Origin of the sequence: Pseudomonas sp. 31 R 17, from assembly GCF_900004915.1 — a bacterium.
GTDB classification, from domain to species: Bacteria; Pseudomonadota; Gammaproteobacteria; order Pseudomonadales; family Pseudomonadaceae; genus Aquipseudomonas; species Aquipseudomonas orientalis_A.
On sequence record NZ_CVTN01000079.1, the window covers coordinates 247,691 to 271,162 of the forward strand.

Here is a 23,472-nt window from a genome sequence, read left to right on the forward strand (position 1 = left end):
TGATTGTTCGACCAACGTGCCGCGTGCCAATGGTTGGCATCGCGGGCGCAGTTATCAACTCACTGAAAAGTCAATCTTTGACGGCGCCGGTGGCATGTTGTCCTCGCCGGGGCGCTCTGGTGCTTTCGCGGCACCTTCGTCGCCACCACCACCTGCACCACCGGCAAGACCTTTCATGAGGCCGCTGATGAGTTGCATCGCCATCTGCCCGCCTGCTTTTCCGATTTCTTCCATCTTTTTTCTCCAGAAGAGCGCGAGAGGGTTATTCCTCTCACTCACTGCGTGGCAATTTCTCTTCTGCGAGTTCCACCAGGACCAGTAGCTTGCTGCTTGTTAGCGCCCATGAAAAAGCCCGGCAATGGCCGGGCTTTTTCTACTGCAAGCGTTGCTTAGGCAGTGAAGGTCTTGCCTTCGAACTGCTCAGCCACGAACTTCCAGTTGACCAGGTTCCAGAACGCTTCCACATACTTTGGACGCACGTTGCGGTAGTCGATGTAGTAGGCGTGTTCCCAGACATCGCAGGTCAGCAGCGGGGTGTCGCCGTTGGTCAGCGGGTTGCCGGCGCCGATGGTGCTGGCCAGGGCCAGGGAACCGTCAGCCTTTTTCACCAGCCAGCCCCAGCCGGAACCGAAGGTGCCGACCGACGTCTTGGTGAACTCTTCCTTGAACTTGTCGAACGAACCGAACGCAGCGTTGATGGCTTCAGCCAGAGCGCCGGTAGGTTGGCCGCCGGCGTTTGGCGCCAGGCAGTTCCAGTAGAAGGTGTGGTTCCAGACCTGAGCGGCGTTGTTGAAGATACCGCCCGAAGAAGACTTGACGATTTCTTCCAGGGTCTTGCCTTCGAACTCGGTGCCTGGCACCAGGTTGTTCAGGTTCACGACATAGGTGTTGTGGTGCTTGTCGTGGTGATACTCCAGGGTTTCCTTGGAGATGTGCGGCTGCAGGGCATCGTGTGCGTAGGGCAGCGGCGGCAATTCGAAAGCCATGATGATTCTCCTAATCAGGTCAGTTGCGGTGAGCGCAAGGCCGATCACGGGCGGCCAAACAAGCGCCGGCGAGTCTGTACTCTTTGCGGCGCAAGTCCGGGATCATAGCACCGGGGGTGCGGCAAAACCACGCAACAACTGTGTGGGATAGAGGTTCCAGAGCCTTTTGGAATAAGTTCATGGCGCGCTGATCAGTTGGTAGGCCACGGTGAACATCATCACGGCCACCAGCAGGTCGAGCAGACGCCAGGTAGCCGGGCGCGCCAGCCACGGCGCCAACCACGCTGCGCCAAGGGCGAGGGTGGTAAACCACAGGAACGACGCACTGGCCGCGCCGGCGACGTAGGCCCCCGGCTCCGTTTGTTGCGCGCCCAGTGAGCCGATCAGCAGCACGGTATCCAGATAAACGTGGGGATTGAGCAGGGTCACCGCCAGCGCGCTCAACAGCACGGCGCGCAATGAGCGGGTCTTGAGGCTGGCGTCCTGATCCAGACGTTGTGTCGAACAGGCCCTGCGCAGCGCGCACGCGCCGTACCACAGCAGAAACGCCGCGCCGCCCCAGCGCGCCACCCCAAGCAGTATCGGGCTCTGCGCCAGCACGGTGGCCAAGCCGAATACCCCGGCCGCAACCAGCAGCGCATCGCAGATCACACACAGGGCGGCGACCGGCAAGTGATGTTCGCGGCGCAGGCTTTGCGCCAGGACGAACGCATTCTGCGTGCCGATTGCCATGATCAGTCCCAGGGCCACCAGCAACCCGTTCATATAGCTTTGCCACATAGCGCCAATCCTCAAGTCATGCTCAAACGATGCTGGCTAGGGTGGCGGTCGAGCCTGTATAAGAAAAACCAATATTGCTGATCGCTCATTAGGAAAACTGATGTTCGACTATAAATTGCTTTCCGCTTTGGCGGCCGTGGTGGAGCAGGCCGGCTTCGAGCGCGGCGCACAGGTGCTGGGGCTGTCGCAGTCGGCCGTGTCCCAGCGCATCAAGTTGCTGGAGGCGCGCGTCGGCCAGCCGGTACTGGTGCGCGCGACGCCGCCGACGCCCACCGATATCGGCCGACGCCTGCTTAACCATGTGCAGCAGGTGCGCCTGCTGGAGCGCGACCTGCAAAGCCAGGTGCCGGCGTTGGACGAAGAGGGCATGCCCGAGCGCCTGCGCATTGCGCTGAATGCCGACAGCCTCGCCACCTGGTGGGCGCTGGCGGTCAGCGATTTCTGCAGCGAACAGCACCTGCTGCTGGACCTGGTGGTGGAAGACCAGACCGTGGGCCTCAAACGCATGCGTGCTGGTGAAGTGGCGGCCTGTATCTGCGCCAGCGAGCGCCCGGTTGCCGGCGCCCGCAGCCTGGCCCTTGGCGCCATGCGTTACCGCGCATTGGCCAGCCCCGCGTTTATAACGCGGCACTTCCCGGCCGGGGTACAGGCCGACCAACTGGCCGGTACCCCGGCGCTCGTATTCGGTCCGGATGATTTCCTGCAACACCGTTATCTGGCTTCGCTGGGGGTGAACGGCGGTTTCGAGCACCATTTATGCCCGTCATCCGAAGGTTTTATCCGCCTGATGGAAGCTGGCCTCGGCTGGGGCCTGGTGCCCGAATTGCAGGTGCGCGACGCGCTGGAAAAAGGCCTGCTGGTCGAATTACTGCCAGATAAGCCCATCGATGTGCCGCTGTACTGGCATCATTGGCGCAGTGGCGGGCACCTGTTGGGCCTGTTGACCGAGCATCTGGCCCGGGTCTGTGGGCAATGGTTGGTGCCGTTGAAGTGATGGCGTGCGTCAAGGCAACAGCGATGAAAAACGAAAGAACATGGGGTAGTGCATGAAAATTCTGGTCACCGGCGCAAGCGGCTTCATCGGCGGGCGCTTTGCGCGTTTCGCCCTGGAGCAGGGCCTGGACGTGCGGGTCAACGGGCGACGGGCCGAGGGTGTCGAGCACCTGGTACGACGCGGTGCCGAGTTTATCCAGGGTGATCTGAACGATGCCGACCTGGTGCGCACCCTGTGCCGTGACGTCGAGGCCGTGGTGCACTGTGCCGGTGCGGTCGGGCTGTGGGGCAAGTATCAGGATTTCCATCAAGGCAATGTGCTGGTCACCGAGAACGTCGTCGAAGCGTGCCTCAAGCAGCGCGTCGGACGCTTGGTGCACCTGTCCTCGCCCTCCATCTACTTCGATGGGCGCGACCACCTGGGGCTGACCGAAGAGCAAGTCCCCAAGCGCTTCAGGCATCCCTATGCCGCGACCAAATACCTGGCGGAGCAGAAGGTGTTCGGCGCCCAGGAATTCGGCCTCGAGGTGCTGGCCCTGCGCCCGCGTTTCGTCACCGGTGCCGGTGACATGAGCATCTTCCCGCGCCTGTTGAAGATGCAGCGCAAGAACCGCCTGGCCATCGTCGGTGACGGCCTTAACAAGGTCGACTTCACCAGCGTGCACAATCTCAACGAGGCGCTGCTCAGCAGCTTGCTGGCTCCCGGTTCCGCACTGGGCAGGGCCTACAACATCAGCAACGGCACGCCGGTACCGGTGTGGGACGTGGTCAACTATGTGATGCGACAAATGGACATGCCTCAGGTCACGCGCTACCGCTCCTATGGCGTGTCCTACAGTGTGGCGGCCTTGAACGAGGCGTTCTGTGCGCTGTGGCCGGGGCGGCCGGAACCGTCGTTGACGCGCCTGGGCATGCAGGTCATGAACAAGGATTTCACCCTCGACATCAGCCGGGCGCGGCATTATCTCGATTACGAGCCCAAGGTCAGTCTGTGGAGCGCCCTCGACGAGTTCTGCCTGTGGTGGAAAGCCCAGGCTCCGGGCCACTCATAAGCCACAACCTGCAACATATCGGGAACCGAGTGGCGCAGCGCTTGTTGACCCATGCACCGGGAGCACGGTTTATACTCCCGCCGCTCGGCCCCTCGGTCGGCCATCTTATTGATTCAGGATAGATTCATGCGTAACGATGCTAAAGACGATTTCGACAACGTTCCCAGCCTGCGGGCCGATACCGGGGACGATGATGATTTCGTGCCGACAGCCGCCACCTCGGTGCGCTCGCGCACGACGCCTGTGGTCAAGGTGAAAAGGGCCAGCAACGGTCCGTTGTGGGCGTTGGTCGGCGCGTTGCTGATCGCCTTTGCGGGCCTGGCCTGGTGGAGCTTCCAGCAGATTTCCCTGATGGGCCAGCAACTGGTCGCCACCCAGGAAAGCTTTGCGCGTATCAGCGAAGAAGCGGCGGGGCGCCTGCAGGATATTTCCGGCAAGGTCGTGGCCAGCGAGGCCAATGTGAACAACGGCAGCGAAGCCCTGAAAGTGCAGATCAAACAGCTGGAAACCCAGTTGCTTGAGCAGGGCAGGCAACAAGTGGGTGTGGCCGGCCAGGCCACCGAACTGGATCAGCGGCTGGCGCAGATGAGCGCCAGCACCGCCGAACTGACGAGCGCCAATGCCAAGTTGCAGGGCCAGGTCCAGGCGCTGACCGATGCCGTTGCCACGCTCAAGGCGGCCCAGGGCGAGATCAAGGATCTGGCCAATGAGGTGGCGGCCCTGAAGAAACAAGGCAATCCGGCTGCCGCCATCGCCCGACTCGAGCAGGACGTGCTGGTGCTCAAGAGTGCACAGGAAAACCAGCCCGCCAACACCGATGCGCCGACCAATAAAGAGTTCGACGTATTCCGCATCCAGACCACGCGCAATATCACCACATTGCAGAGCCAGGTGCAGAATTTGAACCAGCGCCTCAACGCGCCGGCGGCGGCCACACCACTGGGTCAATGACCCGTTCTGTGGACTGTGAATGCAATCAAACTGTGGGAGGGGGCTTGCCCCCGAATGCGGTGTGTCAGTCACCAAAATATTGTCTGACTCACCGCTATCGGGGGCAAGCCCCCTCCCACATTTGAACTGTATTAGTCAGGTAAATCGCTGTCGCTCGCAGCTTTGTCACCGCCCGGTGACATTTATTGTCCCCTTCGTTACTTGCCACTCCCGCGCCCTTGTTTAGACTCCGGTCACCCCACAAAAAACAATAAGGGCCCCCCATGACCATGCAACCACTGCCTCCCAGCAGTTGGCTGAACGCGCCTGCCCATCACGCCTGGCTCGCGGCCGAAGGCCAGCGCCTGTTGACCTTTGCCAAGGCGTCGCGCCTGCCGGACGGCTTCGGCAATCTGGATGACACTGGCCAACTGCCGGCCGGCGCCCGCGCCGAAACCATGAACACCGCCCGCATGACCCACAGCTTCGCCATGGCCCACGCCATGGGGTTGCCGGGTTATGCCGATTTGGTGGCTCACGGCGTGGCGGCCCTGAGCGGCCCGTTGCACGATAGCGAACACGGTGGCTGGTTCGCTACGGCCGATGCCCTGGATGGCAATACCGGCAAGGCCGCTTACCTGCATGCCTTCGTGGCCCTGGCCGCCAGCTCTGCCGTAGTGGCCGGTGCACCCGGCGCGCAGACCCTGTTGAACGATGCGGTGCATATCATCGACCAGTTCTTTTGGAGCGAGGAGGAGGGCGCCATGCTCGAATCCTTTGCCCGGGACTGGAGCGGCGTCGAAGCCTATCGCGGTGCCAACAGCAACATGCACGCCACCGAAGCCTTTCTCGCCCTGGCCGATGTCACGGGCGACACGCGCTGGCTGGACCGCGCGTTGCGGATCGTCGAACGTATCATCCATGCTCACGCCGCCGGTAATCGCTTCATGGTGATCGAGCACTTCGATACCCAGTGGAACCCGCTGCCCGGTTACAACGAAGACAACCCCGCCGACGGTTTCCGTCCCTATGGCATCACCCCCGGCCACGGCTTCGAATGGGCGCGGCTGGTGCTGCACCTGGAAGCGGCGCGGCTGGCCGCCGGGTTGGTCACGCCGCAGTGGTTGCTGACCGATGCCCAAGGGCTGTTTGCCAGTGCCTGCGAGTATGCCTGGGCGGTGGATGGCGCGCCGGGCATTGTCTACACCCTGGACTGGAACCAGCGCCCGGTCGTTCGCGAACGCCTGCACTGGACCCATGCCGAAGCCGGCGCAGCTGCCCAGGCGCTGCTCAAACGCACCGGCCAATTGCATTACGAGACCTGGTACCGGCGGTTCTGGGAGTTTTGCGAAACCCACTTCATCGACCGGCTCCAGGGCAGTTGGCACCACGAACTCAACCCACACAACCAACCCAGCAGCAAAATCTGGGGCGGCAAGCCGGACCTGTACCATGCCTGGCAAGCGGTCGTGCTGCCTGCATTACCCTTGGCACCCAGCCTGGCCAGTGCATTGGGCAGCGGATGCTATGTCACCAGCTGGTGACATTTGTGCGTCCCTTTGTTACCTGCGCCGGGAAAATCCCTGTTTAAACTCCGTGCAGCGCAAGCTCTAGACTTGCATGCATAACAACAAGAAAAGGTACTCAGATGAATGCGATTAATCGCCTCGCCGTTGCTATTTCCATGGCCTCGTTGTTTCCCCTCAGTGCATTTGCCGCCGACTCCAAAGGCACGATTGAAGTAGTGCATTGGTGGACGTCGGGCGGTGAAAAGGCGGCAGTGGATGTCCTGAAGGCCCAAGTTGAGAAAGACGGCTTCACCTGGAAAGACGGCGCAGTCGCAGGTGGCGGTGGCGCCACGGCCATGACCGTGCTGAAAAGCCGCGCGGTAGCCGGCAACCCGCCAGGCGTTGCCCAGATCAAGGGCCCCGACATCCAGGAATGGGCGTCCACCGGCCTGCTCGACACCGACGCGCTCAAAGACGTCGCCAAAGAAGAAAAGTGGGACTCCCTGCTCGACAAGAAAGTCTCCGACACCGTCAAGTACGAAGGTGACTACGTGGCCGTTCCGGTCAACATCCACCGCGTGAACTGGCTGTGGATCAACCCGGAAGTCTTCAAGAAAGCCGGTATCACCAAGAACCCGACCACCCTCGAAGAATTCTATGCCGCCGGCGACAAGCTGAAAGCGGCGGGTTTCATCGCGCTTGCTCACGGCGGCCAGCCTTGGCAGGACAGCACCGTGTTCGAAGCGGTGGTCCTCTCGGTCATGGGTGCCGATGGCTACAAGAAAGCCCTGGTCGACCTGGATAACGCTGCGCTGACCGGCCCGGAAATGGTCAAGTCGCTGACTGAGCTGAAAAAGGTCGCGACCTATATGGACGTCGACGGCAAAGGTCAGGACTGGAACCTGGAAGCCGGGAAAGTCATCAACGGCAAGGCCGGCATGCAGATCATGGGTGACTGGGCCAAGTCCGAATGGACCGCCGCCAAGAAAGTCGCCGGCAAGGACTACGAGTGCGTAGCCTTCCCGGGCACCGACAAGGCCTTCACCTACAACATCGACTCCCTGGCCGTGTTCAAGCAGAAAGACAAAGGCACCGCTGCCGGTCAGCAGGACATTGCCAAAGTCGCGCTGGGTGAAAACTTCCAGAAAATCTTCAGCATCAACAAGGGTTCGATCCCGGTGCGCACTGACATGCTCACTCAAATGGATAAACTGGGCTTCGACTCCTGCGCCCAGGCCGCCGCCAAGGACTTCCTGGCCGACGCCAAGACCGGCGGACTGCAGCCAAGCATGGCGCACAGCATGGCCACCAACCTGGCGGTGCAAGGCGCGTTCTTTGACGTGGTGACCAACTACATCAACGACCCGAAAGCCGACCCGGCCGACACGGCCAAGAAATTGGGCGCTGCGATCAAGTCGGCCAAGTAACGCTGCTGCTATCTGTAGGAGCGAGCTCGCTCGCGAAAAACTCAAGGTCACCGCGTTCATCCTCTATGCACGCGCTATCGTTGAAGTCCTTTGCGAACACGCTCGCTCCTGCAGGGTTCGGTTCACCTGTCAGTCCTTTTTCCCTGTACTGGATTTTCCCATGAGTTCTGTTGCTGTGTTCAGCAAGGCCTCGCCGTTCGATGCATTGCAGCGCTGGCTCCCCAAACTGGTGCTGGCGCCGAGCATGTTCATCGTGCTGGTGGGCTTCTACGGCTACATCCTGTGGACGTTCGTGTTGTCGTTCACCACCTCCACGTTTCTGCCCAACTACAAGTGGGCGGGCCTGGCGCAATACGAGCGCTTGTTCGACAACGACCGTTGGTGGGTGGCGAGCAAGAACCTGGCCGTGTTCGGCGGGATGTTCATCGGCATCACCCTGGTGATCGGTGTGACGCTGGCGATTTTCCTCGACCAGAAAATCCGCCGCGAAGGTTTCATTCGCACGATCTACCTGTACCCGATGGCGCTCTCGATGATCGTCACCGGTACTGCGTGGAAATGGCTGCTCAACCCGGGCATGGGCCTGGACAAATTATTGCGCGACTGGGGCTGGGAAGGCTTCCGTCTCGACTGGCTGATCGACCCCGATCGCGTGGTCTACTGCCTGGTGATCGCCGCTGTGTGGCAAGCCTCGGGCTTTATCATGGCGATGTTCCTGGCGGGCCTGCGTGGCGTTGATCAGTCAATCATCCGCGCCGCGCAGATCGACGGCGCGAGCCTGCCGCGCATCTACTGGAGCGTGGTGCTGCCAAGCCTGCGCCCGGTGTTTTTCAGTGCGGTGATGATCCTGGCGCACATTGCGATCAAGAGCTTCGACCTGGTGGCGGCGATGACGGCCGGCGGCCCGGGCTATTCGTCCGACCTGCCTGCCATGTTCATGTACTCGTTTACCTTCAGCCGCGGCCAGATGGGCATGGGCTCGGCCAGTGCAATCCTGATGCTCGGTGCGATCCTCGCGATCATCGTGCCGTACCTGTATTCCGAGCTGAGGACCAAGCGTAATGACTAGTCTCGCCGCTAAACCTGCCATCAGCCTGAGTCGCATCGCGATCTACGCGGTGCTGATCCTCGCGGTGCTGCTGTACCTGGTGCCGCTGGTGGTGATGCTGCTCACCAGCTTCAAGACCCCGGAAGACATCAGCACCGGCAACCTGCTGAGCTGGCCAACCGTGGTCAGTGGCATCGGCTGGGTCAAGGCCTGGGGCACCGTGGACGGCTACTTCTGGAACTCGATCAAGATCACCGTGCCGGCTGTGCTGATCTCCACGGCCATCGGCGCGTTGAACGGCTACGTACTGTCGTTCTGGCGCTTCCGGGGTTCGCAGTTGTTCTTCGGCCTGTTGCTGTTCGGCTGCTTCCTGCCGTTCCAGACGGTGCTGCTGCCGGCCTCGTTCACCCTCGGCAAGATGGGCATGGCCAATACCACCACGGGCCTGGTGTTTGTGCATGTGGTCTACGGCCTGGCGTTTACCACGCTGTTCTTTCGTAACTACTACGTGAGCATTCCGGATGCGCTGATCAAGGCGGCCCGCCTGGACGGTGCCGGTTTCTTCACCATCTTCCGTCAGATCATTCTGCCGATGTCGACGCCGATCATCATGGTCTGCCTGATCTGGCAGTTCACCCAGATCTGGAACGACTTCCTGTTCGGCGTGGTGTTTTCCAGCGGCGACTCCCAGCCCATCACGGTGGCGCTGAACAACCTGGTCAACACCAGCACCGGGGCCAAGGAATATAACGTGGATATGGCGGCGGCGATGATCGCCGGGCTGCCGACCCTGCTGGTCTATGTGATCGCAGGCAAGTATTTCGTGCGCGGCCTCACGGCCGGCGCGGTCAAGGGGTAATCATGGCTACGCTTGAACTTCGCAATGTAAACAAGACCTATGGTGCCGGCCTGCCCGACACCTTGAAGAACATCGAACTGTCGATCAAGGAAGGCGAATTCCTGATCCTGGTCGGCCCTTCGGGTTGCGGCAAGTCCACCTTGATGAACTGCATCGCGGGCCTTGAGACCATCTCCGGCGGGGCCATCATGATCGGTGATCAGGATGTGAGCGGCATGAGCCCCAAGGACCGTGACATCGCCATGGTGTTCCAGTCCTACGCGCTGTACCCGACCATGAGCGTGCGCGAGAACATCGAGTTCGGCCTGAAGATTCGCAAGATGCCCCAGGCCGACATCGACACCGAAGTGGCACGCGTGGCCAAGCTGCTGCAGATCGAGCACCTGCTCAACCGCAAGCCGGGCCAGCTCTCCGGCGGTCAGCAACAGCGCGTGGCCATGGGCCGGGCGTTGGCGCGCCGGCCGAAGATCTACCTGTTCGACGAGCCGCTGTCGAACCTCGACGCCAAGCTGCGCGTCGAGATGCGTACCGAAATGAAGCTGATGCACCAGCGCCTGAAAACCACCACCGTCTACGTGACCCACGACCAGATCGAAGCGATGACCCTGGGCGACAAAGTGGCGGTGATGAAGGACGGAATCATCCAGCAATTCGGTACGCCGAAGGAAATTTACAACGATCCTGCTAACCTGTTTGTGGCAAGCTTTATCGGTTCACCACCAATGAACTTCGTTCCCATGCGCCTAAAACGCCAGAACGGTGGTCTGGTGGCGGTGCTCGACAGCGGCCAGGCCCGTTGCGAGCTGGCGCTGAACATGAATGACGCAGGTCTGGAAGATCGCGATGTGATCCTGGGCCTGCGCCCGGAGCAGATCGTGCTGGCGGCGGGCGAGGGCAATGGCGCGTCGAGTATTCGCGCCGAAGTCCAGGTGACCGAGCCGACCGGCCCGGACACCCTGGTGTTCGTGCAGCTCAACGACACCAAAGTCTGCTGCCGTCTGGCACCGGACGTGGCACCGCAGGTGGGCGAGACCCTGACCCTGCAGTTCGACCCGGCCAAGGTGTTGCTGTTCGACGCCAAGACCGGTGAGCGATTGGGTACCGCAGCTGCATCGCCGGCACAGGGGCATGCTGGCAACGTGACCCAGTTCAAGGGCCGTTGAAGCATTTGTAGGAGCGAGCTTGCTCGCGAAGGTCGTTAACGATGACGCAGCGCTCCTGGTTTAGCGTGGCGCTCTCGGGTTTTTCGCGAGCAAGCTCGCTCCTGCAGTACTGTGATTAATGGTTAACTTGTTGTTTTAGCTAAAAAATGTAACCCGCGTTAGATAAAAACAGTTTAATAACAATAAAGACGAGGATGTAGGGATGAAAAAGCAACACAACAACACTCGGCTGTTCTGCCAACTGTCAGCAGCAGCAGCCCTTGTATTGTCCGCCAATGCGATGGCGGCCGATGCGTTCAGCGCCGATTCCAAGTGGATGACCGGCGATTGGGGCGGCGAGCGTACCAAGCTGATCGAGCAAGGTATCGACATCAAGGCCGATTACGTAGGGGAAATGGGCTACAACGCCCACGGTGGCTACAACGACGACAAGACCGGTCGATACTCCGACCAGTTCGGTCTGGGCGTAGCGCTGGACCTGCAAAAGCTGTGGGGCTGGGATAACACCCAGGCCAAGATCCAGTTCACCAACCGTAATGGCCAGAACATCTCCAATGACCGCATCGGCGACCCGCGTGCCGGCACCTTGAGTTCGTCCCAGGAAGTGTACGGCCGTGGCCACATGGTGCGCCTGACCCAGTTCTGGGTTCAGCACCAGATGTTCGACAACAAGCTGGACGTGAAACTCGGTTACTTTGGCGAAGGCGAAGACTTCAACACCTTCCCGTGCGACTTCCAGAACCTGTCGTTCTGTGGCTCCCAGGTCGGCAACTATGTAAACACCTGGTACAACTGGCCGGTCGCCCAGGCCGCGATCCGCGTGAAGTACAACATTACGCCTGAGCTGTATGCGCAGATTGGTGCCTACAACCAGAACCCATCGCAGTTGGAGCACGGCAACGGCTTCAAACTCAGCGGCAGCGGTACCAAGGGTACTGTGATTCCGGTGGAATTGGTCTGGTCGCCGAAGGTCAACAACCTGCCGGGCGAATACCGCGTGGGTTACTACAAGAGCGCGGCCGATGCTCCGGATGTACGTGAAGACGTCAACGGCAACGATGCGGTCCTCACTGGCGCAAACTTGCGCACCCGCAGCAGCAAGAAAGGCTACTGGTTCGTTGCCCAACAGCAACTCACCACGCATAACGGCGACGCTACCCGTGGCCTGAACATTGCGGCCAACGCGACCTTCCACGACAAGGAAACCAACCTGGTCGACAACTACCAGTCGTTGATGCTGGTGTACAAGGGCCCATTCGACGCACGTCCAAAAGATGACGTCGGCATTGGCGTCGCGCGCCTGCACGTCAACGATGACGTGAAGAAGAACTCGGAGCTGCTCAATGCCGCCAATGGCATCAGCGACTACGACAATCCGCTGTACACGCCGATTCGCGAGACTGAGTACAACGTCGAACTGAACTACGGTTTCCACGTTACCAACTGGCTGACCGTGCGTCCTAACTTGCAGTACGTCGTCCAGCCGGGCGGCGTGGACAAAGTCGACAACGCGCTGGTAGCGGGCCTGAAGATTCAGTCTACGTTCTAACGCGGTTGCGATAAGCTCCTTCTCTCTGTGCGCATTTTGCGGGTAGCCATGGCTATCCGCTTTTTTTTGGGTGGCACTGTGATATTCGGAACCTGTGCACATGCATGAGCAACCGCTGCAACGCTTTTTCAAGTCCCTGCGCGAGCGCCCGGTGTTCGCCTGGGAGCGCTTTCAGATGCGCGATGTGTTGGTGATCGACCACCCGTTGTGCCAGGCGGTATTCAGTCGTCAGGGCGCGCAACTGCTGCACTTTCAGCCCACCGGCCAGAAACCCTGGCTGTGGTGTGCGGCCAAATGGCCGCAAGTCGGCGCGATACGCGGCGGCGTACCGGTCTGCTGGCCGTGGTATGGCCGTCATCCCAGCGAAAACGCCTGGCCTTCCCACGGCTGGGCGCGCTTGATCGACTGGAAACTGCTCGACAGCAGCACCGATGACGATGGCGTGCGCCTGCATTGGCAGTTGCAGTTGTGCGACTGGCAGGTGGACCTGCACGCGCAATTGGGCGACACCCTGGAACTGCGCCTGAGCACCGAGCATCAGGACGAGCTGCCGTGCCAGTTGAGCCATGCTTTGCATGCTTATTGGCGTATTGGTCACGTTGACGAGGTAGCGCTGTCTGGGCTCGACGGCGCGCAGGGTTATGACCAGCTCAATCGCCAGGTTTGCCAGCAGGAAGGTGAGTTGCGCGTCGATGGCGGGTGCCAGCGGGTGTTCCAGCACGAGGGCGAATTGCAGCTCAAGGACCATGCCTGGCAGCGTGAACTGTGCATCGATACCGGCGACAGCGCCGACACGGTGGTGTGGCACCCCGGTAGCCGGCCGCTATTGGGCGTGAGTTTTAACGAAGCGTCAGGATTTGTGTGCGTGGAGTCGGCGATGGCCGGGGCGAGCCTGGCGCCGGGGGAGCGGGCGCATTTGAGTCTGCAGGCCAGGGCAGGGGTCTAGTGGTGTGGCTGATGGCCTCATCGGGGGCAAGCCCCCTCCCACTTTTGAATGGGTTCACAAATCATATGTGGGAGGGGGCTTGCCCCCGATGAGGCCAGTAAAGCCAACACAGATGCCGGCTTAGTTGAACTCATCCCCCACCGGATACCGGCTGTCATTCAAGCTCTCTTTGATCTTGCGCAAGTGCGGCTGGAAATCCACGCCACGGCGCAAGGTCATGCCGGTCGCCAGCACATCCAGCACCGTCAGCTGAATGATCCGCGACGTCATCGGCATGTAGATGTCGGTGTCTTCCGGCAACGGAATGTTCAGGCTCACGGTACTGGCCTTGGCCAGCGGTGAGTTCTCGGCCGTCACCCCCAGCACCGACGCGCCGTTTTCCCGCGCGATACGCGCCACTTCCACCAACTCGCGGGTACGCCCGGTGTAGGAAATGATCACGAACAACTCACCCGTGTGGGCGACCGAGGCGATCATGCGTTGCATCAGCACGTCGGCGTGGGCGGTCACCGCCAGGTTGAAACGGAAGAATTTGTGCAGTGCGTCCATCGCCACCGGTGCCGAGGCGCCGAGGCCGAAAAAGTGGATCTGCCGCGCCTGGATCAACAAGTCCACGGCCTTGCTGATCAGGGCCGGGTCCAGGGCCTGGCAGGCGCTGTCCAGGGAGGCGATGGCGCTGCCAAAGATCTTCTGGGTGTAGGCCTCGGGGTTATCATCGGCTTCCACGGCGCGGCTGACATAGGCCGCGCCGCTGGCCAGACTTTGCGCCAGCTGCAATTTAAGTTCAGGGTAACCGCTGACGCCGAACGAACGGCAGAAACGGTTGACCGTCGGTTCACTGACCGAGGCGGCCTGGGCGAGGGCGGCGATCGAGAAGCGGGTGGCCTGCTGCGGGTTGAGCAGGATGACCTCGGCGACTTTTTTCTCGGCCTTGTTCAATTCTTCGAGGCGGTTCCGGATCTGTTCCAGAAGATTTCGCACGCGGTCCATTCAGTCTTTCCTTCGGGCGACGATGCAAATAAAAAGGCGGTAACCAATCGATGAGTGGCTTCTCGCGGTGGCCTATCCTACTGAGGGTAGCGGAACACCACCACTCGCAATGCGTATTGGCGGAAAATGTTGTGGTTATTACTACATTTTTCCTTGAGTGATGCCTTGAAAAAAGGTATTTGTAGCTTAACTTGATAAAAGAACAAACATCATGCCTTCGATAACCGTAGAACCCTGCACCTTTGCCCTGTTTGGCGCCTTGGGTGATCTGGCGCTGCGCAAGTTATTTCCTGCTCTCTATCAACTCGATGGCGCCGGCCTGCTGCACGATGACACGCGCATCCTGGCCCTGGCCCGCGAAGCCGGGTCCGAGCAGCAGCACATGGCCCATATCGAACAAGAACTGCGCAAATACGTCGGCAAGGAACTCGACGAAGCCGTGGCCCAGCGTTTCCTGGCGCGCCTGGCGTATGTGCATGTCGACTTCATGAAGGCTGACGACTACGTCGGCCTTGCCGAAAAGGTCGGTAGCGAACAGCGCCTCATCGCCTACTTCGCCACTCCGGCTGCCGTCTATGGCGCGATCTGCGAGAACCTGTCGAAGGTCGGCCTGGCGGAAAACACCCGTGTGGTGCTGGAAAAACCGATTGGTTCGGACCTGGAATCCTCACGCAAGGTCAACGACGCCGTCGCGCAGTTTTTCCCGGAAAACCGCACCTATCGCATCGACCACTACCTGGGTAAAGAGACGGTACAGAACCTGATCGCCCTGCGTTTCGCCAACAGCCTGTTCGAAACCCAGTGGAACCAGAACTACATTTCCCACGTGGAAATCACCGTGGCCGAGCAGGTCGGCATCGAAGGCCGTTGGGGCTACTTCGACAAGGCCGGCCAACTGCGCGACATGATCCAGAACCACCTGCTGCAGTTGCTCTGCCTGATCGCCATGGACCCGCCGGCCGACCTGTCCGCCGACAGCATCCGTGACGAGAAGGTCAAGGTGCTCAAGGCCCTGGCGCCGATCAGCCCGGAAGGCCTGACCACTCAGGTGGTGCGCGGCCAGTACATCGCCGGCTACAGCGCCGGTAAAGCCGTGCCGGGCTACCTGGAAGAAGAGAATTCCAACACCCAGAGCGACACCGAGACCTTCGTTGCCCTGCGCGCCGATATCCGTAACTGGCGTTGGGCCGGGGTGCCGTTCTACCTGCGCACCGGCAAGCGCATGCCGCAAAAGCTGTCGCAGATCGTCATCCACTTCAAGGAACCGTCCCACTATATTTTCGCCCCCGAGCAGCGCTTGCAGATCAGCAACAAGCTGATCATCCGTCTGCAGCCGGACGAAGGTATCTCCTTGCGCGTGATGACCAAGGAGCAGGGCCTGGACAAGGGCATGCAACTGCGCAGCGGTCCGCTGCAACTGAATTTTTCCGACACCTATCGCAGCGCACGCATCCCCGATGCCTACGAGCGTTTGCTGTTGGAAGTGATGCGCGGCAATCAGAACCTGTTTGTTCGCAAAGATGAAATCGAAGCCGCGTGGAAGTGGTGTGACCAGTTGATCGCCGGGTGGAAAAAATCCGGTGATGCGCCCAAGCCGTACGCGGCGGGTTCCTGGGGGCCGATGAGCTCGATTGCACTGATCACGCGGGATGGGAGGTCGTGGTATGGCGATATCTGAATTGAAACTGCCTCAGGGCGTCACTGCCCATGAGTACCGCACGCCCGTGCTGTTGGCGGACGGCCTGGCCCATGACGTGGCCGAGCAACTGCGCGCGGCCATCAGCGCGCGTGGCGCGGCGACGTTGGTCGTGTCCGGCGGCCGCAGCCCCGTGGCGTTCCTCCAGAACCTGGCCAGGCAGGTCCTGGACTGGTCCAAAGTCACCATCACCCTGGCCGACGAGCGCTGGGTGCCGGTGGAACACGCCGACAGCAACGCCGGCCTGTTAAAGCAGCACCTGTTGCAAGGCCCTGCGGTCGAGGCCCGGTTCCTCAGCCTGTACAGCGCTGCCGCCAACCTGGAAGACGCTGCCGAGCAGGCCGATCGCCTGCTGGCCGAGTTGCCGGCGATCGATGTGCTGGTGCTGGGCATGGGCGATGACGGCCACACCGCTTCGCTGTTTCCCGACAGCCCGAACCTTGCCCAGGCCTTGCAGGCCGACGGTACCCGCCGTTGCTGGCCGATGCTGGCGCCGACCGTGCCGCACCAGCGCCTGACCATGAGTCGCGCATTGCTGGCGACGGCCCACTACACCGTACTGTCGATTTCCGGCAGTTCGAAGTTGACCACCTTGAGCGCCGCGCTGGCCGGTGACGATGTCGCCGCCATGCCGATTCGCGCGTTTTTGCAACCTACATTAGAGATTTACTGGTGCCCATGAGCCAAGGATCAGCCGCTATGAAAAGCCCTCAACCGACCGTGTCCATGGCGGATAAAGTTGCCCTGATCGACAGCCTCTGCGCCAAGGCGCGGATCCTGCCGGTGATCACCATCGCCCGTGAACAGGACATCCTGCCGCTGGCCGATGCCCTGGCCGCCGGTGGCCTGACCGCATTGGAAGTGACCCTGCGTTCCGAGTTCGGGCTCAAGGCTATCCAGGTGCTGCGCGAGCAGCGCCCTGAACTGTGCACCGGTGCCGGCACTGTGCTGGACCGTCATATGCTCGAAGCGGCAGAAGTGGCCGGCTCGCAGTTTATCGTCACCCCCGGCATCACCCGCGACCTGCTGGAAGCTTCGGTACACAGCCCGATCCCGCTGCTGCCCGGCATCAGCAATGCGTCCGGCATCATGGAAGGCTATAGCCTGGGGTATCGCCGCTTCAAGCTTTTCCCGGCCGAGGTCAGCGGCGGTGTGGCGGCGATCAAGGCCTTGGGTGGCCCGTTCGTTGAAGTGAAATTCTGCCCGACCGGCGGCGTCGGCCCGGCCAACATCAAAAACTACATGGCGTTGAAAAACGTCATGTGCGTGGGCGGTAGCTGGATGCTTGATCCCGAGTGGGTCAGGAATGGCGACTGGGCGCGCATCCAGGAAGTCACCGCCGAGGCGCTGGCGCTGCTGGATTGATCTGATTTATCGAATCGTTGTTGCTGTGCTTAACGGCATTTTTGCGGTGCACTTGGTCGGTGTACCGCTTTTTTTTGCCTGTAGATCCAGGCCACCACACATTCCAATGTGGGAGGGGGCTTGCCCCCGATGGGCCGACCAGGATGTTGTGTCGATCCTGACCCAAGTGTGGGAGGGGGCTTGCCCCCGATGACGGCCTCAGAGCCGACCAGGATGTTGTGTCGATCCTGACTCAAATGTGGGAGGGGGCTTGCCCCCGATGGCGGCCTCTGGGCCGACCAGATGTTGGATCAGATCGAGTACATATCCGTTTCTGCGGTAACGGCTGCTAACGGTTCCGCTTTTACAGCGGCTCACTTTTGAAAAGCGCAAAAGTAAGCAAAACGCTCTTGCCCCACCACTCGGCACCTCGCCTGGGCTCGGTGTGCCCTCTCTCCGGCTTGAATCCGTGGGCCACGGATTCAAGCCTGCGTTCGGCCAGCGTGGTTTAACGGGGCACCTGAGATCAAGATCAAAAGCCAGATCAAGAGCGACTCGCTTCGCATCGTGGTTACGGTTGGCGCTACAGAGTTGTGTGGATACCTATGGCCATCGGGGGCAAGCCCCCTCCCACATTTTAATCTGCGTTTAGTTGGGTAATTGCGTGGACCAACACATCGATGTCCGCAGTGGTAGTCACCAACCCCGGCGTCACTCGAATACAGGTGCCAAACGCCGCGCCTGAGCGGGTCGTGGTGAACACGTCATGCTCCTTCAGCATGCGGTCAACCATCACCTGCTGATCGCGGCCGATGAACTTGAATGCGGTAATCGCGCAATACAGCCTCGGATCATCCGGGGTCAGCACCTCAATGCCCGGCAACTCGCGCACCTGGCTCACCCACATGTCCCGCAGATAGTTGACCCGTGCACCCTTGGCCGCCGCGCCGCCCAGTTCCCGATGTTCTTCAAGCACCAGTGGCAAGCTCATCAATGCCGGAAAGTTCGGTGTGCTGTAGGACGTACGTGCCCGCACATCCGTGGCGGGGTAGTGGAATTCGCCCATGTCCGGGTCGATATCCGGCAGGCGTTCGGGGGCAATGTAGAGAAAGCCCAGGGTCAGCGGCGCGCCGATCCATTTGTGCAGGTTGAAGCCGGCGAATTGAATGCCCAGTTCGCCAAGGTCGAAATCGATCTGGCCCAGGGCGTGGGCGCCGTCGAGGATCACGTCGACCCCCTGATCACGTGCAGCCCTGGCAATCGCCGCCACCGGCATCACCAGGCCGGTACGGTGGGTGACATGGGTCAGCGCCATCAGCTTCAGGCGCGGGTATTGATCGAAGGTGTCGCGATAGGTCTGCACCAGGCTGTCGAAACTGGCCGGGTGGGCGTGGGAAATTTCGATCACTTCGACACCGCGCACGCCGGCCAGCCAGCGCATCGCACCTTTGACCGTGTCGTACTCCAGATCACTGATCAGCACCTGGTCGCCCGGTTGCAGGCGGTTGTAGTTGCGGATCAGCGACTGCAAGGCTTCGGTAGCGTTACGGGTGAAGGCCACCGAGTCGGAGTCTGCATTGATCAACGCGGCCAGTTGGCGGCGAATCTGGTTATTTTCCCCTTGCTCGAAGCGCTGACGCACATACACCGAGTTGCTGCGGTTGATAAACGCCACGTGCTCCAGGTACTGCGCCTGGACTGCACGGCTCATGCGCCCGAAGTAACCGTTTTCCAGATTGATCGGGCCCGGCTCCAGCGCATAGCGCTGGGCGATGACCTGCCAGTGAGGTTCGTTGTTTGCATTCCTTGGCATGGTGTGGCGCTCAGTTAATTAATGGCGAGGGGCGGGCTTACCGTGTTTAACGCGCAACGGTTCGAGCAATTCGGCCAGGCCGTTGTGGTCGATTTCCTGCATCAGTGCCAGCAAGCCGCCCAGTTCTCCGTGGGGAAATCCCTCGCGAGCGAACCAGTTCAGGTAAGGGCCGGGCAGGTCGGCGATGATCCGGCCCTTGTATTTGCCAAACGGCATTTGGCGGGTGATCAGCAATTCGAGCTTTTCAGGGTTCATGGTTTCGAGCAGTGAAGGCGGGGTCTTCGAAAATACAGGCATTCTGCATGAAGGCCAAATGACAGATCATGCAAATAACATACATACAGATGGTTCAATTATTCGTAACTTATTGAATTTATTAACAAAAATAATTTTTCAAAACCTGGCACGGGCGCTGCAATCATTAAGGCAACCTTCATCAATCCACACAAGGAATTGAAAAATGACTGACATCAACAAAGAATCGATCTCTGTACTCAACGACCTGATCGAGACCAGCATCGATGGCCAGAAAGGTTTCAAAGAGTGCGCAGAAGACATCAAGCACCCTGAACTCAAAGCGCTGTTCGCCAAGCGCTCCGCTGATTGCGGCACTGCTGCCGCAGAGCTGAAAACCGCCGTACGTGCCCTGGGTGGCGATCCTGAAGATTCCGGCAGCGTGGCCGGTGCCCTGCATCGCGGTTGGGTTGACGTGAAGTCCATGGTGACCGGCAAGGACGAAGAGTCCGTGCTGAACGAAGCCGAGCGCGGTGAAGATCACGCACTGAAGGCTTACCGTGAAGCGATCGAGAAGATCAACAAGCACAACCTGCTGGGCATTCGTGACCTGGTTGAACGTCAGTACCACGGCGTACAACGTAATCACGATCAGGTCAAAGCCCTGCGTAACCAGGCACGTGCTCAGTCCTGATTCGAGCGCTGTAGGGTTGCAAGCGCGTTGACTGATGTGTAATGCGCTATAAAAAATCCGAGGTCCCCTTTGGGCCTCGGATTTTTTTCGCCTGCACCCAGCATCGCCAGCCTTCAAGGCTCAAGACAGACCACGTTGCCAGGTTTTGGTAGGCGTGACCTCAGCGCTTGCGGCTCAGCTCCTGTGCTTTTTATAGGCGTACACGGGGTGGAAATCTTTGGATATCTGGTCGATTGGCGGGGGAAGGGTGGCAGTGCTGATGGGTTTGAGTCGAAACTTGTTCCTGATTTGAAACATCTCCCGCTCCTTATCAGCCGGTGCAAATAAAAACACCATGCCCTCAATGTCGAGTACTCGGCCTATTTCATCCGCGACGCGTTCGGTAATAGGCGCCCCCATCAAAGTAATAATTTTAACGTGCTCGCAGGCTATGGGAAAATCGGGGTCTTCGTAAGTAGCGACCGGCATAATGTTCGGGATTGCACTGTGGCGATTGACGCCATTGGAGACGGGTTGTCTGTATAAATTCAGATTAACGGCCGCGTCGAAACCGGATATCAAGTTACCTGCATGAATGCGTCCTTCTCCCCAGACATCGAGTAGCGGCACGGTTCGGTTAAGGACTTGATAATGCTGGAAGGCATAGGACAGGGAGTGGTCATTATTTCGATAGAAGCAATAAAGCAGCCCTTCATACTCGACCAGGCACGGACTGTTCGAGATGCCGTCCTTCACGATGGTCTTGTCAGGGCACCAGGTCCCATTGTCCAGATAGTTTACGCAGAGGCTGGCGTGTTCGGATTTGACGGTACGTGCGCTGAAGAGGCTGTCGTTGTAAACATAGAGGGATGGACTTTCCGAAACGTTGGCAGACAGACTCATTTCATGAGACCACTGCATACCGTCAAATTTAATACACCAGGCGCTTTGGGTGCTTGCCTTGTGGTAGGCGCAGTAGAGTTCACCCTTGTACACGGCAAGGGTGGGGGATTCAGTTATCTCAAGGCCGCGAACATGCTTATCCTGGTCCCAGTCGGCGCCATTGAACGTCGAATACCACAGGGTGCCACGGTCTTCCTCCCAGCCTTGATGAAAGCAATATAATTTATCCTGGTAAACCGCCAGGGAGGGGGAGGTCAAGATGCCTTTGCTGGTAGTGATGACGCTTGACCAGGCGCTTCCGTCAAAGGTCGTGTACGTTAACTTTTGCGAGTTTCCACCGGGCCTGAACGCGCAATAAATTTTATTGTCGTACACCGCTACTGCAGGCGTACCGGTGACATATATATGGGGGATGGTGCGTTTGACAGTGTTTTTCAGTTGGCCCGAGGGCGTACGCTGGAAGATCAGGTAATCAACTTTGCCATTATCGATGCTGCCGTAATGTTGAATAAATACATACAGGTCGCCTTTAAAGACCACCGCACTGATACTGGCCGACGATCTATCCGGCAGGTGTGTGCCGCTGAACCAGGTTCCCGATTCCTTGAACGTGTTGTTTTCATAAATCACATTATCGAGTGGGTTCTTCATTTTTATAATTTCCTGGCGTGTTCTGGATACGTTGTCAGTCGTAAAGTTGAGAGGACGACTGAATAGGCAACTGGCAATACATATTGAAAGCCTGTCGATTTTTATCCAACGTACAGGACCAGGCCAGCCCCTATCGTGGGCGCTGGACGTGGGACAACGCCCTGTTCACTGAGGGTTGTTGCGAAGGTGTAGGTGTACTGGCTTAGTTGCACTGTATGAATAAGACGGATGTAAAGCAGGTGCCGCAAGTGAAGTGTGGGGTATCGCTCAGGACGGCCAATGGACGGCCGTCCCTTACCCGATGCGATGGGTCAGCCGATGCTGATCGGCGGCAGTTCGGTCAGCGTTACAACCTGCTGCTTACGCGGCGCAAGGATCTCCGCTTCGCCATCCACCACCAATTCATCACGCTGGTTGAACACGCGAGTGGCAATGCGTACCCGGAACTTGGGCAGTTTTTCGAGAATTTCCAGGCGCACCGTCAGGGTGTCGCCGATTTTGACCGGCTTTTGAAAGCTCATCTGCTGGCCGATATAAATCGTGCCCGGTCCCGGCAGTTCGCAGGCAACCGCCGCACTGATCAGCGCGCCGCTGAACATGCCGTGGGCGATACGCTCCTTGAACATGGTGGCCTTGGCATATTCGGCATCCAGGTGCACCGGGTTGTGATCGCCGGACATGGCGGCGAACAGCTGGATATCGCGTTCTTCGACGGTCTTGCTGAAGCTGGCGGTCTGGCCGACTTCAAGGGCCTCGTAGGGGGTGTTGGTTACCTGGGTCATCTAAACGTGCATCCTGTGGCTAATCGGAAATTTAATCGGCTGATTTTAAACGCAAAGTCATTCGCAGCGGGTGGGCCTGCGCAATGCCTGGGTGTGCTCGAGCCACGTCAGGACATCCGCGGTGACGTCGTCGCGGTTGGTTTCGTTGAATACCTCATGACGCGCCTGCGGGTAGAGTGTCAATTGCAGGTGCTGGCAGCCGGCCTCACGCAGGGCGCGGGCCAGGCTCTTGAGACGCTTGCCTTCACTCACCGGATCACATTCACCGCCGATTATCAGAATCGGCAGGCCCGGATCGATCTGCGCGAGATTGGACGCTTTGCTGATGTGCTGCAAACCGCCGAGCAGGTCAACCCAGAGTTGATTGGTGCAGCGAAAACCGCATAGCGGGTCATGGATGTACTTGTCGACTTCAACCGGGTCGCGGCTGAGCCAGTCGAAGGCGGTGCGATTGGGTTTGAACGCCTTGTTGAATGAGCCGAACGACAGAAAATCAATCAACCCACTGCGCCCGCGCCGGCCCTGGCGCGCGCGCTCGATACGTGCAATCAGCCGCGCTGCGCGATACAGCGCCACCGGCTGGAAATTCGAACCGCTCAGAATGGCGCCGTGCAAGCTGGCGCTGTGATGCAGCAGGTACGCCTGGGCGATATAGCTGCCCATGCTGTGGCCCAGCAAGATGATCGGCAGCCCCGGATGCTGCTGGCCGATGTGCTGGTTGAGGCTGGCCAGGTCGCCCACCACCTTGTTCCAGCCATCGTTCTCGGCATACAGCCCCAGGGTGCCCTCGTCGGCGGTGCGGCCATGCCCGCGTTGGTCCAGCGCATATAAACCGTAGCCGGCGCCGCACAATGCCCGGGCCAGGCGTGCGTAGCGACCACTGTGCTCGGCCATGCCGTGGGACAGCATCACCACGGCCTTGGGGAGCGCGTCAGGCATCCATTGATTGACGAACAGCCGGCTGTGGTCGTTCGCGGTCAGCCAGAAAGTGCTGTGGTTCATGGCGGTTCCTTTGCTCAGGGTCGTTGCAGTGTATAGCTCATCTCTCCGAGGGCGGGGTATCTGCCTGCGCCTTAGCGACAAGATTCATACAATCAATGACACAGTTCAGCGTATTTGCCTGTTTGGCCATTACTGCTAACGTC

23 protein-coding genes are annotated in these 23,472 nt (G+C 59.7%); 14 read left to right on the forward strand and 9 right to left on the reverse strand.

Translation table 11 applies throughout. The annotated features are described in order from the left end of the window. Nucleotides 1-54: 54 nt before the first annotated feature. The 3 genes from BFP89_RS22620 to BFP89_RS22630 all read right to left on the reverse strand — a co-directional run bounded on the left by BFP89_RS22620 (nucleotide 55) and on the right by BFP89_RS22630 (nucleotide 1,766). Nucleotides 55-234, reverse strand: coding sequence for a hypothetical protein (locus BFP89_RS22620; protein ID WP_065887661.1), 180 nt, complete (start codon nucleotides 232-234; stop codon nucleotides 55-57). A gap of 155 nt (nucleotides 235-389) precedes the next feature. Further along, nucleotides 390-986, reverse strand: coding sequence for a superoxide dismutase (locus BFP89_RS22625; protein WP_003175739.1), 597 nt, complete (start codon nucleotides 984-986; stop codon nucleotides 390-392). A gap of 177 nt (nucleotides 987-1,163) precedes the next feature. Beyond that, complete coding sequence (locus BFP89_RS22630; protein WP_065887663.1) at nucleotides 1,164-1,766, reverse strand: LysE/ArgO family amino acid transporter; 603 nt, start codon at nucleotides 1,764-1,766, stop codon at nucleotides 1,164-1,166. A 100-nt stretch (nucleotides 1,767-1,866) separates the two neighbouring features. Here BFP89_RS22630 and BFP89_RS22635 point away from each other — a divergent pair, with 100 nt between their 5' ends. From BFP89_RS22635 to BFP89_RS22680, 10 genes are all read left to right on the forward strand, one after another. Beyond that, nucleotides 1,867-2,760, forward strand: a complete 894-nt coding sequence (locus BFP89_RS22635) for a LysR family transcriptional regulator ArgP (RefSeq protein WP_065887665.1) — start codon at nucleotides 1,867-1,869, stop codon at nucleotides 2,758-2,760. Between the two features lie 52 nt (nucleotides 2,761-2,812). After that, complete coding sequence (locus BFP89_RS22640) at nucleotides 2,813-3,811, forward strand: NAD-dependent epimerase/dehydratase family protein (RefSeq protein ID WP_065887667.1); 999 nt, start codon at nucleotides 2,813-2,815, stop codon at nucleotides 3,809-3,811. Between the two features lie 126 nt (nucleotides 3,812-3,937). Next, the gene (locus BFP89_RS22645; protein ID WP_065887668.1) at nucleotides 3,938-4,762 is read left to right on the forward strand and encodes an ATPase; all 825 of its coding nucleotides are present in this window, start codon (nucleotides 3,938-3,940) and stop codon (nucleotides 4,760-4,762) included. Between the two features lie 263 nt (nucleotides 4,763-5,025). Continuing rightward, entirely contained in the window at nucleotides 5,026-6,285 is a 1,260-nt protein-coding gene (locus BFP89_RS22650; protein ID WP_065887670.1) for a D-mannose isomerase, read from the forward strand. Nucleotides 6,286-6,389: 104 nt separating this feature from the next. After that, the gene (locus tag BFP89_RS22655; protein ID WP_065887671.1) at nucleotides 6,390-7,676 is read left to right on the forward strand and encodes an ABC transporter substrate-binding protein; all 1,287 of its coding nucleotides are present in this window, start codon (nucleotides 6,390-6,392) and stop codon (nucleotides 7,674-7,676) included. A gap of 160 nt (nucleotides 7,677-7,836) precedes the next feature. Then, nucleotides 7,837-8,745 carry a carbohydrate ABC transporter permease gene (locus BFP89_RS22660; protein WP_065887673.1) on the forward strand — a complete coding sequence of 303 codons (909 nt, stop codon included), beginning with the start codon at nucleotides 7,837-7,839 and terminating at the stop codon, nucleotides 8,743-8,745. Then, nucleotides 8,738-9,583, forward strand: a complete 846-nt coding sequence (locus BFP89_RS22665; RefSeq protein WP_065887675.1) for a carbohydrate ABC transporter permease — start codon at nucleotides 8,738-8,740, stop codon at nucleotides 9,581-9,583. Before BFP89_RS22660 ends, BFP89_RS22665 begins: the two co-directional genes overlap by 8 nt. 2 nt (nucleotides 9,584-9,585) lie before the next feature. Beyond that, nucleotides 9,586-10,746, forward strand: coding sequence for an ABC transporter ATP-binding protein (locus BFP89_RS22670; RefSeq protein ID WP_065887678.1), 1,161 nt, complete (start codon nucleotides 9,586-9,588; stop codon nucleotides 10,744-10,746). Between the two features lie 202 nt (nucleotides 10,747-10,948). After that, nucleotides 10,949-12,295: a carbohydrate porin gene (locus BFP89_RS22675; protein ID WP_065887680.1), complete on the forward strand. Its 1,347-nt coding sequence runs from the start codon at nucleotides 10,949-10,951 to the stop codon at nucleotides 12,293-12,295. 100 nt (nucleotides 12,296-12,395) lie between these two features. Beyond that, nucleotides 12,396-13,241 (forward strand): D-hexose-6-phosphate mutarotase, encoded by an 846-nt coding sequence (locus BFP89_RS22680; RefSeq protein ID WP_065887682.1) that lies wholly within the window; start codon nucleotides 12,396-12,398, stop codon nucleotides 13,239-13,241. Between the two features lie 120 nt (nucleotides 13,242-13,361). Here the strand turns inward: BFP89_RS22680 and BFP89_RS22685 are convergent, their stop codons facing one another. After that, nucleotides 13,362-14,222, reverse strand: coding sequence for a MurR/RpiR family transcriptional regulator (locus tag BFP89_RS22685; protein ID WP_170039859.1), 861 nt, complete (start codon nucleotides 14,220-14,222; stop codon nucleotides 13,362-13,364). A gap of 220 nt (nucleotides 14,223-14,442) precedes the next feature. Between BFP89_RS22685 and zwf the strand changes: the two genes are divergently transcribed. From zwf to BFP89_RS22700, 3 genes are read left to right on the forward strand one after another with little or no spacing between them, the layout of a single operon-like run. Further along, complete coding sequence (gene zwf / locus BFP89_RS22690) at nucleotides 14,443-15,909, forward strand: glucose-6-phosphate dehydrogenase (RefSeq protein ID WP_065887684.1); 1,467 nt, start codon at nucleotides 14,443-14,445, stop codon at nucleotides 15,907-15,909. Then, on the forward strand, nucleotides 15,896-16,609 hold the full coding sequence (gene pgl / locus BFP89_RS22695; protein ID WP_065887685.1) for a 6-phosphogluconolactonase: 714 nt from the start codon (nucleotides 15,896-15,898) through the stop codon (nucleotides 16,607-16,609). The genes zwf and pgl overlap by 14 nt, the downstream gene beginning before the upstream one ends. Before the next feature lie 17 nt (nucleotides 16,610-16,626). After that, nucleotides 16,627-17,292, forward strand: coding sequence for a bifunctional 4-hydroxy-2-oxoglutarate aldolase/2-dehydro-3-deoxy-phosphogluconate aldolase (locus tag BFP89_RS22700; RefSeq protein ID WP_065887687.1), 666 nt, complete (start codon nucleotides 16,627-16,629; stop codon nucleotides 17,290-17,292). Nucleotides 17,293-17,908: 616 nt separating this feature from the next. Here the strand turns inward: BFP89_RS22700 and BFP89_RS22705 are convergent. Both BFP89_RS22705 and BFP89_RS22710 read right to left on the reverse strand, forming a co-directional pair. Next, a complete protein-coding gene (locus BFP89_RS22705; RefSeq protein WP_065887689.1) occupies nucleotides 17,909-19,084 on the reverse strand; it encodes an aminotransferase class V-fold PLP-dependent enzyme in 1,176 nt (391 codons plus the stop codon). 18 nt (nucleotides 19,085-19,102) lie between these two features. Next, a complete protein-coding gene (locus tag BFP89_RS22710; RefSeq protein WP_065887770.1) occupies nucleotides 19,103-19,339 on the reverse strand; it encodes a DUF3820 family protein in 237 nt (78 codons plus the stop codon). A gap of 205 nt (nucleotides 19,340-19,544) precedes the next feature. Here BFP89_RS22710 and BFP89_RS22715 point away from each other — a divergent pair, with 205 nt between their 5' ends. Next, nucleotides 19,545-20,012: a ferritin-like domain-containing protein gene (locus BFP89_RS22715; RefSeq protein WP_065887693.1), complete on the forward strand. Its 468-nt coding sequence runs from the start codon at nucleotides 19,545-19,547 to the stop codon at nucleotides 20,010-20,012. Between the two features lie 174 nt (nucleotides 20,013-20,186). Here the strand turns inward: BFP89_RS22715 and BFP89_RS22720 are convergent, their stop codons facing one another. From BFP89_RS22720 to BFP89_RS22730, 3 genes are all read right to left on the reverse strand, one after another. Further along, a complete protein-coding gene (locus tag BFP89_RS22720) occupies nucleotides 20,187-21,545 on the reverse strand; it encodes a hypothetical protein (protein WP_065887695.1) in 1,359 nt (452 codons plus the stop codon). A 311-nt stretch (nucleotides 21,546-21,856) separates the two neighbouring features. Next, nucleotides 21,857-22,327: a MaoC family dehydratase gene (locus tag BFP89_RS22725; protein WP_034115694.1), complete on the reverse strand. Its 471-nt coding sequence runs from the start codon at nucleotides 22,325-22,327 to the stop codon at nucleotides 21,857-21,859. A gap of 57 nt (nucleotides 22,328-22,384) precedes the next feature. Beyond that, nucleotides 22,385-23,329 (reverse strand): alpha/beta hydrolase, encoded by a 945-nt coding sequence (locus BFP89_RS22730; RefSeq protein ID WP_065887697.1) that lies wholly within the window; start codon nucleotides 23,327-23,329, stop codon nucleotides 22,385-22,387. Between the last annotated feature and the right edge of the window lie 143 nt (nucleotides 23,330-23,472).

Coding starts and splice junctions, on each gene's coding strand:
- BFP89_RS22620 (WP_065887661.1), bottom strand. CDS start 234: ATGGAAGAAATCGGAAAAGCAGGCGGGCAGATGGCGATGCAACTCATC.
- BFP89_RS22625 (WP_003175739.1), bottom strand. CDS start 986: ATGGCTTTCGAATTGCCGCCGCTGCCCTACGCACACGATGCCCTGCAG.
- BFP89_RS22630 (WP_065887663.1), bottom strand. CDS start 1,766: ATGTGGCAAAGCTATATGAACGGGTTGCTGGTGGCCCTGGGACTGATC.
- BFP89_RS22635 (WP_065887665.1), top strand. CDS start 1,867: ATGTTCGACTATAAATTGCTTTCCGCTTTGGCGGCCGTGGTGGAGCAG.
- BFP89_RS22640 (WP_065887667.1), top strand. CDS start 2,813: ATGAAAATTCTGGTCACCGGCGCAAGCGGCTTCATCGGCGGGCGCTTT.
- BFP89_RS22645 (WP_065887668.1), top strand. CDS start 3,938: ATGCGTAACGATGCTAAAGACGATTTCGACAACGTTCCCAGCCTGCGG.
- BFP89_RS22650 (WP_065887670.1), top strand. CDS start 5,026: ATGACCATGCAACCACTGCCTCCCAGCAGTTGGCTGAACGCGCCTGCC.
- BFP89_RS22655 (WP_065887671.1), top strand. CDS start 6,390: ATGAATGCGATTAATCGCCTCGCCGTTGCTATTTCCATGGCCTCGTTG.
- BFP89_RS22660 (WP_065887673.1), top strand. CDS start 7,837: ATGAGTTCTGTTGCTGTGTTCAGCAAGGCCTCGCCGTTCGATGCATTG.
- BFP89_RS22665 (WP_065887675.1), top strand. CDS start 8,738: ATGACTAGTCTCGCCGCTAAACCTGCCATCAGCCTGAGTCGCATCGCG.
- BFP89_RS22670 (WP_065887678.1), top strand. CDS start 9,586: ATGGCTACGCTTGAACTTCGCAATGTAAACAAGACCTATGGTGCCGGC.
- BFP89_RS22675 (WP_065887680.1), top strand. CDS start 10,949: ATGAAAAAGCAACACAACAACACTCGGCTGTTCTGCCAACTGTCAGCA.
- BFP89_RS22680 (WP_065887682.1), top strand. CDS start 12,396: ATGCATGAGCAACCGCTGCAACGCTTTTTCAAGTCCCTGCGCGAGCGC.
- zwf (WP_065887684.1), top strand. CDS start 14,443: ATGCCTTCGATAACCGTAGAACCCTGCACCTTTGCCCTGTTTGGCGCC.
- pgl (WP_065887685.1), top strand. CDS start 15,896: ATGGCGATATCTGAATTGAAACTGCCTCAGGGCGTCACTGCCCATGAG.
- BFP89_RS22700 (WP_065887687.1), top strand. CDS start 16,627: ATGAAAAGCCCTCAACCGACCGTGTCCATGGCGGATAAAGTTGCCCTG.
- BFP89_RS22705 (WP_065887689.1), bottom strand. CDS start 19,084: ATGCCAAGGAATGCAAACAACGAACCTCACTGGCAGGTCATCGCCCAG.
- BFP89_RS22710 (WP_065887770.1), bottom strand. CDS start 19,339: ATGAACCCTGAAAAGCTCGAATTGCTGATCACCCGCCAAATGCCGTTT.
- BFP89_RS22715 (WP_065887693.1), top strand. CDS start 19,545: ATGACTGACATCAACAAAGAATCGATCTCTGTACTCAACGACCTGATC.
- BFP89_RS22720 (WP_065887695.1), bottom strand. CDS start 21,545: ATGAAGAACCCACTCGATAATGTGATTTATGAAAACAACACGTTCAAG.
- BFP89_RS22725 (WP_034115694.1), bottom strand. CDS start 22,327: ATGACCCAGGTAACCAACACCCCCTACGAGGCCCTTGAAGTCGGCCAG.
- BFP89_RS22730 (WP_065887697.1), bottom strand. CDS start 23,329: ATGAACCACAGCACTTTCTGGCTGACCGCGAACGACCACAGCCGGCTG.